The 12646-nt window shown below is 38.9% G+C and carries 6 protein-coding genes; all 6 read right to left on the reverse strand.

The genetic code is table 11. The features are described 5' to 3' along the window. Positions 1-125: 125 nt before the first annotated feature. Positions 126-1757, reverse strand: a complete 1632-nt coding sequence (locus R2R71_RS03725) for a polysaccharide lyase (protein ID WP_316829902.1) — start codon at positions 1755-1757, stop codon at positions 126-128. 1 nt (position 1758) lies between these two features. Continuing rightward, positions 1759-3414: a polysaccharide lyase gene (locus R2R71_RS03730; protein WP_316829903.1), complete on the reverse strand. Its 1656-nt coding sequence runs from the start codon at positions 3412-3414 to the stop codon at positions 1759-1761. A gap of 291 nt (positions 3415-3705) precedes the next feature. Then, positions 3706-5556, reverse strand: a complete 1851-nt coding sequence (locus tag R2R71_RS03735; RefSeq protein WP_316829904.1) for a RagB/SusD family nutrient uptake outer membrane protein — start codon at positions 5554-5556, stop codon at positions 3706-3708. 12 nt (positions 5557-5568) lie between these two features. Then, on the reverse strand, positions 5569-8838 hold the full coding sequence (locus R2R71_RS03740) for a SusC/RagA family TonB-linked outer membrane protein (protein ID WP_316829905.1): 3270 nt from the start codon (positions 8836-8838) through the stop codon (positions 5569-5571). Between the two features lie 977 nt (positions 8839-9815). Next, positions 9816-10754 carry a hypothetical protein gene (locus tag R2R71_RS03745; protein WP_316829906.1) on the reverse strand — a complete coding sequence of 313 codons (939 nt, stop codon included), beginning with the start codon at positions 10752-10754 and terminating at the stop codon, positions 9816-9818. A 30-nt stretch (positions 10755-10784) separates the two neighbouring features. Continuing rightward, a complete protein-coding gene (locus tag R2R71_RS03750; protein ID WP_316829907.1) occupies positions 10785-12620 on the reverse strand; it encodes a RagB/SusD family nutrient uptake outer membrane protein in 1836 nt (611 codons plus the stop codon). Positions 12621-12646: the final 26 nt, after the last annotated feature.

Consider the following 12646-nt stretch of genomic DNA (forward strand, 5'->3'; position numbering starts at 1 on the left):
TACGAAGCATCTGTTCCTTTTTACTTCTGGTCTTACTAATGCACCGCCATCAATGACTGTGCTGTTATTAAAATTTCATTCTCCTATCTTACAGATTCTTCACTGCTTTCAGAATGACAAGTTCATTAAGGCTTCACTGTTCCCACATCAACCAGGCTATTTAAATATACCTCAATATTTGCATATCCTGATTTAGAAATTTTTGCAGCATCACTGGCGTCCTTAGGATTCAATCCGTTTTTAGTCTCCCATGCATCCGGAATACCATCATGATCTGTGTCTACATAAGGTTTTCCTTTATATTCCGGATAACCGCCAACCTGAGCAATATCAGAGATAATCCCTTGTTTATAAGAATCGGCAGGAAGTCTGCGCTTTACATAACTTTGTTTTGCAGGTAATTTTCCATCTTCCACATGTTCAATTTTCCCGGTAGACACCTGCTTAATGATCCGTAGATCTACAGCATCGCGAACAGGCAAAGAAGCACCTGCATTGGCTAGCACATAATCATAAGCTTTTTTGGTATCGATAATGGAAATCTTCGCCATTGGCAATGGCTTATCAGTCCTGATTGAATCCAGTAGCTTCTGTTTATCACGTTTGCTTTCCGGCTGAACACCACCCTCCCAGTTATTTTTAGTTACCTTTTCATTACCTTCAATGATGTTTCCTGTTACATACGCACGACCAAACTCATTGCTGAATCTTTTATCTCTTCCAGATTCCGGCTTTAAAATACGATAAGAAATAGGTTCACCTGCAGGTGTGATCGGTCCTGGTTTGTAGTAGTTGTTAATGAAGCTGTAAAAAGAAGCATTATCACCTCCATCGGCACTTCGGTTCCACCAGTTGAAAATTACATTATTTGCAAAACCAAAATCGCCATACATTCCAACAGATGGATTACGGCTGATGTTGGAAGCCCAAAGGTTGCGCATAAACGTAGAGTTTAAGCCACCAATAGTACTGCCAAAAGCATGGTTATAAGTATCTAAAGCCTCCGAAAAAATAGAGTTCTGGATGGTTACATTTACAGTCGGTAACTTTTCAGGTTTCGAACCATCTTTCGGATCATATACATGTCTGTAAATCGACATGTTTTCATCTAATCCCCAGCTCGCCGATACATGATCAATCATGATATTCCCTACAGGATTTCCTCCGATAGCGTCATCTCTTCGGGTTACATCAGTTTCGCCACGGCGGAAACGCATGTAGCGGATCACGACGTCATGCGTATTAATCCATACCGATTCGCCGGCAATACAAACACCATCACCAGGTGCACTCTGTCCGGCAATCGTAATATACGGCGCACGGATAATCAGCGGTGTTTTCAACCTGATGATTCCGGAAACATTGAAAACAATGATCCTCGCCCCACCCTGCTCGCATGCCTCACGCAAAGTACCTTTTCCCTCATCGGCTAAACTGCTCACCACATATACTTTACCTCCACGACCACCAAATGAATAAGCACCACCACCTTCGGCGCCTGGAAAGGCTACCATTTTTGACTGTGGTAAATCGCCTGGTTTCGCTGCCCATGGAATATAAGGCTTTCCGTGTTTCGCCTCCTCGTCAACAATCGGTTTCACTTTCAAAAACTGTAGTTCGGATTTCTCTTCAATACTTTTTAGAAGTGAATCCGCTTTCTTTTCCATTGCTTCCGGAATAACCGGATACTGAGCAAAAACAGGACTTGAAGCCATTATTCCCGAAAACAGGGAGGCCATAATAATAAACCTTTTCATATTAGTTAGGCTTAACAATAGCAACCGGAACCACACTATTCAAATAAACTTCGATGTTCGAATAACCACTTTTAGTGATTTTCATCGCATCAGAAGGATCTTTAGGATTTAAACCATTTTTTAGCTCGTAAGCATCAGGCATACCGTCATCATCCGAATCTTTGTATGGCGTTCCTTTATACTCTGGGTAACCGCCTACCTGTGAAATTTCGGTAATGATTCCCTGTTTGTAAGAATCGCCTGGCAACCTGCGGTGCTCAAATTGAAATGCCGAAGGTTTAGCATCAGGATGAACTTCAATTTTACCAGTTGTGACCTGTTTAATTACGCGTGTATCAACCGGATCCCGCTTAGGTAAGGTTGCACCAACATTCGCCAACACATAATCTTTAGCCTGTAAAGTTGGAATAATAGAAATTTTAGGCATTGGAAAAGGTTTATTTGCCTTCATCGCTGCAAAGTATGGAGATGCTTTTTCAAACGACATCAGACTTCCTTTTTTATCCTCTACCTGAACACCACCGTCCCAGTTGTCTTTGGTTACCTTATCGTTTCCTTCTATAATATTTCCGTTTACATAAGCTCTTCCAAACACCACATAAGGCAATTTACTACGGCCAGATTCTGGTTTTAAAATGCGATAAGAAATCGGATCTTTTAAATCGGTAACCGGACCTGGTTTATAATAGTTATTAATGATGTTGTATTGGGCAGTATAATCTCCGCCATCTGTGGAGCGGTTGTTCCAGTTAAATACCACATTATTGGCGAAATTGAAAATGCCATTCCATCCAATAGATGGGTTACGGGCACCATTATCTGCCCATAAATTTCTTACAAAAGCACAATTCTCGCCGCCTAATGTCGAACCAAAGGCATGGTTCCAGTAATCCAATGCTTCAGAAAAAATAGAGTTCTGGATGGTGATATTAACGGTTCCTAGTTTCTCTTCTACCTTACCTGTACTGTCGTTATACATATGGCGGTACATCGACATATTTTCATCCAGGCCCCAGCTTGCCGAGACGTGATCAATCATGATATTCCCAACCGGATTTCCACCAATGGCATCATCACGACGGCCTACGAAAGTCTCACCTCTTCTGAAACGCATAAAACGGACAATCACATCATGGGTATTTAACCATACCGATTCACCTGCTACGCAAACACCATCACCAGGCGCCGTTTGTCCGGCAATGGTAATATATGGTGCACGGATAATTAATGGCGTTTTTAACCTGATAATACCGGCAACATTAAATACTACTATTCTTGCGCCTCCCTGCTCGCAGGCATCACGCAACGAACCCGGCCCGCTATCGTTTAAATTTTTAACCACAATCACTCTTCCGCCACGGCCACCAAAACTATAGGCTCCCCCACCTTCAGCACCTGGAAAGGCTAACAATTCCGATTGCAGTAAGTCATTTGGTCTAGCCGCCCATGGAATATAAGGTTTCCCTTGCTTAGCCTCTTGTTCAATAATTGGCTTGGCCTTTTCCCATGCAATATTGGAGTGAAGCGTTGCCGCTTTCATCAATGAATCTGATGTCCTCTGAACATCGGCAGGAATTTTTGGATACTGTGCAGAAGCTGAACCGGCGGAGAGCATTAATGCTGCTGAAAACAGCAGATTTAAAAAGTTCTTTTTCATGTGTGTTTTGCTCGTTAAAGAAGCTGAAGAAATAGCTATGCACTTTTTGCAGCAGATTATCTGCAATTTATCATCTGGCTACTTCCGGGTATTCTTTGGTTATTAAATTTGGTTAGGTATGCTATTTTGTTTCAAATTTCTCTGTTTGAAATCTATGATCCAAGGTAAGAATATTTTTCATATATAAATGTAACATTCTTAAATAAAAAAAAGGAAGCAAATAAATTGCTTCCTTTAAACCAAATATACAGATGAGCGTTATTAATTTTCAGATGTTATTATAACTAAAATTTATTGCAATGGATCGAATGGACCACCCCAGGTATTATTCTGCAAGAGATTTATATTATTATTAATTGCAGCGGTTGGTATGCCATAAAAATAGTTACCAGCCTGGAATGCGATATTTTGATTGTCTAAAGCTTTTAGTGATATTGTAAAACTTGATGCATACAAAGCATCAAGCGATGTTGAGGCTGAAGCTTCTCTTGTAGAAGCAATGTAATCAGTTGCTAATGTGCCACTTCTGTTTAACTGAATAACAATTGCATTTCTTTTAGTACCATTCAATGTAGATTCCAATAATTTTCTTCTTCTTAAATCAAAGAATCTTTTGCCTTCGAAAGCAAATTCTATCTGTCTTTCCTTCATTATTGCATTCACCAAATCTGTTTTAGACATACTTGCTGTTAAACCATACAAACCATCACTTCCTGCTTCCAATCCTGCTCTTTTCCTAATGGCGATTAAGTTAACATAGGGTTCATCAGCTATACCTACTTTATTCAGTTCAGCCGCAGCTTCAGCTAAATTCAATAATACTTCTGCATATCTGATTTCTATCCAGTCAGTCCCCATGAAAGTACTTGGCGACGCTTTTGTTTCATCTACACCTTTTCTTAAATAAAAACCAGTATTACTTGCAGCTGTAGCTTCGGTAGTTTTATTGGTTGTTCCTGATGAAGCGCTGTAGTAGTAATAGGTCCATAACCTTGTACCATTCATTACACTACCCCAGGTAGTACCATTATAAGCAATAGTAGCGTTAAATCTTGGGTCTCTGTTTTTATAAAATGTAGCTAACGAATAAGGATATTTTGTTGATGCTCCGGTACCCGTAGCTGGTTTTCCGTCAAGCATAGGGAAAGCCAAACTCATTTCATAACTAGGTGTGTATGAACCACTACCCGAAACCGACCTTGGTCTGGCGCCATTATCAAAAGTATTGTTATTTGCATTATTATCAACAGAAGATGTATTATAGCCTGTTACCAACACGGCTTCTGGATTATTTGGTGCACCGCTAGATGTTCCGCCCTCTGTAGTCCACATCGTATAATCATATTTAGCGTATAAACCATAACCGTTAGCCGACAAAAGCGTTACCGCAGTTTTACTTGCATCGTAGGCAGCTTGCCATCTTGTAGCATCGTTATTAGGATTGAACTGAGGACTAGCATAAGTTAATAATACCCGTCCAAGAAAAGCTGCAGCAGCACCAGAAGTAATCCGACCATAATCAGCTTGCTTTGGCCATTTAGCTGGTAAATACTTTACGCACGAATCCAAATCACTTTTAATTTGAGCAAATACTTCGCTCGTTTTTGCACGCGGTGTTAAGGCCAGTTGTTTAGCTTCATCACCAACAGCATTAAGTGGCACCAGGATTAATGGTACTCCTCCATATAATTTAGCAAGCTCAAAATATCTGTAAGCTCTCCAGAAATAAGCCTGAGCTGCAAATCTGCGCTTAACTGCAATATCTAATGTACCTGCGTTTATGTCCCTTAAAAAGGTATTAATTGTACGGATTTTCCCATAACTGTTACCTGTTGTATTAGCAACACCTAAATCGGTTACACTTTCTATTGTTGCTGTACCTAAAACAAATACGTTACTACCCTGGCTTTCTTCAGTAAGGTTATAAGTACCGGCAGAGTGAATCGAACCTCCTGTTGTACCAAACCAACCTGGCTGATTTTGACTATATAAATAATCAACATTTAATTTAACAGTTGTAGAGTCATTAAATACCTGCTCTGCAGTAAAATTTCCTACATCCGATTTTTCAAGAACTTTTTTGCAATTCGTTAGCGATAAAACAGCTAAACTTAATGCGGTTATGATGAATATCTTTTTCATTTTATATATCAATTAGAAGCCAACATTTAATCCAAACGACCATGTTTTAAGGGTTGGATAACTATATAAAGCTGTTTGTAAATCTCTGTATTTTTCCGGGAATGGATTAATAAACTGAACCGGATTAGTAGCCACAGTAAATAATCTTAAACTAGACATACCAATTTTATTGGCAATTTTAGTTGGCACATTATAGCTTAAATTTAAACTTGTAATGTTAAAGCTAGTAGCCTTTACCAACCAGAAATCAGATGTTACCTCGAAATTGGTTCTAAAATATGGGTTTGGATAAGCAGCATTGGTATTTGTCGGTGTCCAGTGATCAACCCAGTAAACAGCCCTATTATCATATATTGATGCTCCCGTTGCAGCACTTGATTGGTTAGCAGGTTTTAAACCATCCATACTTGTCCAACCACCCCACGACATTCCCATGATTACGTTCAAAACCAATCCTTTATAACCCACACTCCAGTTTAAACCCAACGCATTATGGTTACTTTGTCTGTCTTTAATGAAGTATTGATCTTTTTTATCAGTACTAATTACACCATCACCATTAACATCTTCATAGTTAATCATACCTGGTTGAACAGCTTGTCCAAATATCTTAACATTAGCTGCACCACCAGCTGCTGCTGCTCGCTGTGCTATAATCGCATCTGCATCTGCTTGTGTTCTAATAATACCTAAAGATTTATAACCAAAAACACCTAAATCTGATGAACGACCTGTAACATCTTCTACCGTACCTACGATAGCAGCAGATTGATCAACTTTCAGCATTTTATTATCCATCCAAGTGTAGAAAGGACTAAAGCTATAGGTAAAGTCTTTACCAATTTTATCTCTCCAGGTAACTGAAAATTCCCAACCAAAGGTATTGGCATTTGTATAGTTTTCAGTTGGTGTTGAAGCACCAATAGTTGCCGGAACAGAAGAACTTAATGATGTTAAAATGTCTGTACCGTGGTTCCAGTAATATTCACCTGTAAATGCTAAACGATTTTTCAGGAAAGCCATATCTACTCCATAAGAGGTTTTTAGCTCTTTATTCCAGGTAACATCAGGGTTAGGGATTGCTAAGTTTGGCTTAATGGCAATGGTCCTGTTATCATTACCATTAAAAACAGCTCCACCTGCACTTCCAGTACCAAGATTGTAATTGGCCAGATACTGATATGCTTTGGTATTATCAACACCTGATAAACCAAATGAAGCCCTGAATTTCAACATATCCAACCATTTAAAGTTATCAGCAATAAAAGATTCTCTTGAAGCTACCCAGCCAAAAGATGCTGCTGGAAAATTACCCCAGTTTTTACCAGGCGCAAATCTTGAACTACCGTCTCTTCTAAAGATAGCTTGAAATAAATATTTTTGATCGTAATCGTAGTTCAAGCGTGAGATAATTGATTGAAATCCGAAAAGACTTACTGCCGATGACTGGTTAGAACTTGAAGTCCCCACAGCAAACGATTGATAATCTAAAGCTCCTGCAACAAGACCAGTTGCTTCAGCATTTACGGCCTCGCTGTATTGTTCACGCTGCTCAAACAAGGCCAAAGCAGATATGCTATGTTTGCCGAAAGTACGGTTATATGTCAATCCGCCGTTAATCTGATAACTATCAGCAAAAGTTGGTGTTAAACGAACTTTATCACCATTCAAAACGTTAAAAGTTCCTGTTAATGCGCCGCCAGGAATATGACTATTTGCACCTAAGCCCGCGTATTTATAATATACGAATGTAGTACCAAACTGCTTATTATTCGCAGCATTTAAATTCTTATTAAAAGTAGCAGTAGCAGATAAACCCTTGATTGCAGGAATTTCGTAAGAAACTTTGGCTAAAATATTTGTAGAAGTATTAGTACCTCCCGTATAGTTATTGGAATTTTGTATTTGGAAAAAGTTAATGTTATCGTTACCCCCCGTATTACTACCACCAATTACAACAGGGTTGCCATTGATAAAATACTCTTGCCAAGGCTGAACATTTTGTAAAGAAGCCGCATCATTATCTAAATTCTCTGATGTACTTGTCAATTTATACCAGTAACTTCTTGTGTAGCCAATATTGGTATTCAATGATAATGAAGTTACTAAACCTTTTGCTGGTTTCGCTTCAACACTAGCCCTTAAGCCATATTTATGAGAATTTATTCCTTTAAAGTTACTATTCTGATTTACAAAGTCTCCACCAATAAAGTAGGTTACTTTATCAGTACCACCACTGATATTCGCTGCAGTACGCCAAACATATGCAGGTCCGAAAGCATCATCAAAATAATTATGACTATGAGTAGAAAAATAATCAAGCTCATCTGGGGTGTACCATGCAGCTGTTCTTGAATTAGCCGGCACGCCAGCAGTTACTAAATAACCATCTGCATTGATAAATTTATCAACAGGTACCCCAGGAACAGTCTGCATATAAGCAGATGCATTTGTATAATCATTTGAAAAAGTTGCCAACTGAGTAGAATTCATCATCTTAGGCATAATGGTCGCTGTAGAAACTCCTAATGAATTACTAATATTAAATTTCGGGGCACCAATTTTACCTTTTTTTGTTCTGATCATTACTACCCCATTCGCACCTTGAATACCAAAAATAGCTGCTTCAGCATCTTTTAATAGCGTTACACTTTCTACCTCATTAATATCAAGGTTATCAAAATCCGTCTGTGTTCTGATAATATCATCAATAACAAATAAAGGGTTGGTTCCTTGACCACCATCTTTAGCAAACACAACCGGGTTACGAATCGTAATGGTAGTACCCTGTCCAGGTCGTTGTGCTCCACCAGATACACTTAAACCAGGGGTGGTACCTTTTAAAGCGGCAGTGATATTTAATGCCGGAATATCTTCAACTGTTTTTAAATCTGGCGATGAAACAGAACCGGTTAAAGAGATTTTTTTCTGCGTTCCGTAACCAACAACCACCACATCATCTAAATTTTTATTATCTGATACCAGCTTTACATTAATCGTTGTTTGTGTTCCGACCGAAATTTGCTGCCTTGTATAACCAATGTAAGAAAACACCAATACATCTGTGTTAGATTTAACCTGAATGGTATAAACCCCGTCAGCATTTGTACTCACATTACTTGGAAAACCTTTCAGACTGACATTTACACCGGGAATACCGGTTCCATCAGACTGATCGACTACCTTACCCGTAATCTTCCGATCCTGAGCAAATAGAATTGTACTCGCCAGCAGCATTAGCAGCAAAGACAACGAAAGTTTGCGTAAAAATTTTAAGTTCATATTTATTATTTGGTTAGTATTTATGCTGTTTGTTTACAGCAATTTTTTTCGGTAAAAATTATCTGTTTCCGGTTGCTCTTGTCTAAAAAAATAGATTCAATTTAAACTCCATCTTCAAGTACCCATAATCAACAAAAGAAATTTACTCGGATAAAATCTGGCGAAAAACCACAAAGCAGTTTTGATAAAAATGGCTCATTTCTTCGTTTTTGTTTAAATCTATATTTTGGTTAGAAAGTATAATTATACTTTAATTTTCAATTAAAAAACTAAAATAAACGTTTTACAAGGAGCTATTTTATAGCTTATTATCATCAACAATAATAAACGTTATTTTAACATTTTTAATTTCATTACAATATAGAAATAAATTCATATATAAATGAAATATTCTTGAATAAAAAAATGTTAAAATATTTTTATTGTCAATATATAGCTGGGAGTAGACGACTTAAAGCAGTTCTCTAAAGACACCACAACAACTATTAGTACTGCTAATATTGGTAAACTCGCGACGGTGTTCCTTGCGGGAATCTTAATTTTAATTTCAGAACCTTCCGCTCAGCCTTGATTAAGCATCAGCTTTTATTAAATTATTCGGAGATTATTCATTAATTGTTTTACTCAAGCTTGTATTAACTACTGGAAAAGGTCGGGAAAACTTCGGGTAAGCTTCGGCTGGTGTTTTACTGAAACCCGATCAGCACCCGAATATTTCCCGAACACCTCCGGCACTTTTCTCGCAGTTTTCCCGGAGGATAGCCAAAGCTTTCCCGAAGCATTCCGCATGCTTTCCCGAAGCCCCGCCGAACATTCCCCGAATAAGTGGGGTGTTTTTCCGAATACTTCCCGAACAACTCCCGAACAACGTATAGATTTTTGCTGCTATTTTCTTCAGAAAACCAATTGATCAAAAACCGCTATAAACAAAAAAAGGAGACATTTTAAAATGTCTCCTTTTCGACTTGTAAAAACGATTAATTTTGAATCTTGATGTCAACATTCATGAACAATCCTCTTGTGGAATTTGTGCTTGAAATTGAATTGACATAAAATGCACCGTACTTCCCTTCCGGGGTCAAAAAATAAAACAAGCTACCAGCTACCAGCCCCGTAGTAATCGATTTAACATTAGGTTTTGCGCTTTTTCCTGCGGTAATGATCTGTGCCCCCGTCCGTAATGCGGTAAAGGTTGAAGCTTGTCCAGTTTTAGGTGCCGCAACTAATGTTGCACGCTTATTGGCCCATGTGCTGAAATCGTATGCTGTAAATGGCATAGGATTGGCATCCAAGGCATATACATTATATAAATAGCTGTTCGCACTTGTTGTTCCGGTACCCGGTGTACGGTAAAGACCCAGATCGATTTTGCTTGTATTATCTTTACCGTTGTTATATGAATATAACTGTCCATCGGTTAGCGAAATAAAGGAATTGGAGTTTTTGCCGACGGAATCGGGAATAAAGAATTCCCTTGAAGCCCAATACTTGTAATCAGGTAACACATTTAAAGTGATGGTTTTATATCCATCCCCTAAATATATACCACCCTTATCCAGTGCCCAGATCCGGTAAGAAATCTTACCTACCCTGGTATCCATTTTAAGCTTTACAATTCCTGTTGCCTTTCTTCTTTGAGAAGGTTCCAAAGTAACTTTTGTAGGAATAGCCGACGACGTTTCAAAGATACAGGCCACGTACATATCTGTTTTTGCCGATTCAATGGTATATTCTAAATATACACTATCGCCAACATTTACATCTTTATAATCAGTTACCGCATACTTACTGTTGGCAGTATAGGTAACGGTTACATCAGAGAACATGTTGAAGATATTTTCCGTTTCTTTTTTACATCCGGCAAAAAGAAGCGCAGCCATAAAAAACAGGCCTATGTATTTTAAATTTCTTTTCATTTTGACTTTATTTAATGATTAGTGAGCGCATTACAAAGGATCAAATGTTCCTCCATCCCACCCAATGGTTTGATCGAGTAGTGGACTGGAATTCATAAAGGTTGATGGCAAACCAAAGAAATAATAGGTATCCAAAGCTCCAAATCCTGTTGCGCCCTGATTTACATTCGTAGTTGAAAAATATTTATCAAAGGTTGTCCTATCGTTGATATTAATACTTTCCCTAAACCTTATACCGTTAGTACCCACTGTCTCCAATTCAGTTTTTAAGGCAGTTGTCTTCACCGTCCATTGAATGGTTTGCATATTACCTGATAACAAATGATACTGACGCATTCTTCTTAAATCAAATGATCTTTTCCCTTCAAAACAGAATTCCACCATACGTTCATTCATAATTAATGTCCGCATTTGCTCTTTAGTCGTCGCTAAGTCCAAACCATAGTTTTTTGTCCCAGGTAAAATTCCGGCCCTCACCCTGATTAACTTAACCAAATCTTTTGCCTCTTGCAGGTTTCCGATTTCATTGGCACATTCTGCATAATTCATAATCACTTCAGCAAAGCGAAGTTCAACCCAATCCAGACCATTGCCCCCATAATCATTTGCATAAGCTACTGATCCTTTTGCCAGATCAGGATCACAAAATTTCTTAAGATAAAAGCCCTGAGGTGATGCTTCTGTCACGCCGCCGGTATAGCACCATTGCCGTCTGGTTGCGGCCCCGCTTAGTTTCCAGGTGCTCCCGTTATACGCTATCGTCGCATCCAGACGAGGATCGCGGTTTACCCAGAATAATACAGGATCATAAGTAAAGGAACTCGTTTGCCCAACTGGCACACCATCTTTCATTGTATAGGCGTTTACCAGCTGCAATGTTGGATTGAACGCAGATGCGTTACCACCCTCTTCCGTTGGCCGGCTCTTTTGTTCTACGTTCTGTCCTCTTTTTGCCAGTTTTGCCGAATAAGACCTTACAATAATAGCCTCAGGATTCGCCGTGCCTTCTTTCAGGAAAATATCGCCATAATTTGGCAATAAGGATGCTCCCGCAGCCTTGCAGATATCGTAAGCTTCTTTACTGGCATCATATGCTTTTTGCCATCTCGACTGATCAAAAGGATGTGCAGCTATTGTTGTAGGGTTAAATTGAGGACTTGCCCAGTATAACAGTACCCTGGCTTTTAATGCTGCCGCAGCCTGACGGGTAAACTTCCCACGTTCAGTTGCATCTGCCCAGGTAACACCATTTAATAATTTCATTGCCGAATCCAGATCATTAACTATGGCCTGAAAACATTCACTAGCTTTAGCACGGCCCGACAGCGTAATATTATCTGGATTTTGAGGCGTTAGCACCAATGGCACCCCACCATACAACCTCACTAACTGAAAATAAGTTAATGCCCTCAAAGAGAAAAATTGTCCCCGCAGCTTATCTTTCGAAAGCTGAGAAAGCGTACCTTTTGGAATTTCAGCCAATGCCGTGTTGCAACGTGCAATGTCGAAATAGCGGTTATCTCCCTTATTGCCCTGATATTTCGTGGCAATAAATTTTACATCATTTGATGTAAGTGTTCCATTTACACCAATAGCTTTACGCATAATTGATTCGGATGAGGAATATTTATCTTCATCACTAGCGTATATCACATTGTCGGCAGCTACCTCATATGGATAATCGGGCATCACCACGTCATAGGTATCGTTTAACAAAAATTGAATAGACCCTTCATTATCCCAGATTCTGGAATCCATTCCATTACGGTCTTCCAGCTCGAAAAAATCTTTTTTACAGGAAGAAATTGATATCGTTAGCATAGACATCATGGCGATGACCAATGCTGATTTGTTTTTGAAATTCATTCTCATTTATTTTCTTAAATAAAAGA

It is taken from the genome of Pedobacter aquatilis, from assembly GCF_032678405.1.
GTDB classification, from domain to species: domain Bacteria; phylum Bacteroidota; class Bacteroidia; order Sphingobacteriales; family Sphingobacteriaceae; genus Pedobacter; species Pedobacter aquatilis_A.

Bases quoted from the DNA above. Each gene is read 5' to 3' on its own strand.
- R2R71_RS03725 (WP_316829902.1), bottom strand. From the start codon at position 1,757: ATGAAAAGGTTTATTATTATGGCCTCCCTGTTTTCGGGAATAATGGCT.
- R2R71_RS03730 (WP_316829903.1), bottom strand. From the start codon at position 3,414: ATGAAAAAGAACTTTTTAAATCTGCTGTTTTCAGCAGCATTAATGCTC.
- R2R71_RS03735 (WP_316829904.1), bottom strand. From the start codon at position 5,556: ATGAAAAAGATATTCATCATAACCGCATTAAGTTTAGCTGTTTTATCG.
- R2R71_RS03740 (WP_316829905.1), bottom strand. From the start codon at position 8,838: ATGAACTTAAAATTTTTACGCAAACTTTCGTTGTCTTTGCTGCTAATG.
- R2R71_RS03745 (WP_316829906.1), bottom strand. From the start codon at position 10,754: ATGAAAAGAAATTTAAAATACATAGGCCTGTTTTTTATGGCTGCGCTT.
- R2R71_RS03750 (WP_316829907.1), bottom strand. From the start codon at position 12,620: ATGAATTTCAAAAACAAATCAGCATTGGTCATCGCCATGATGTCTATG.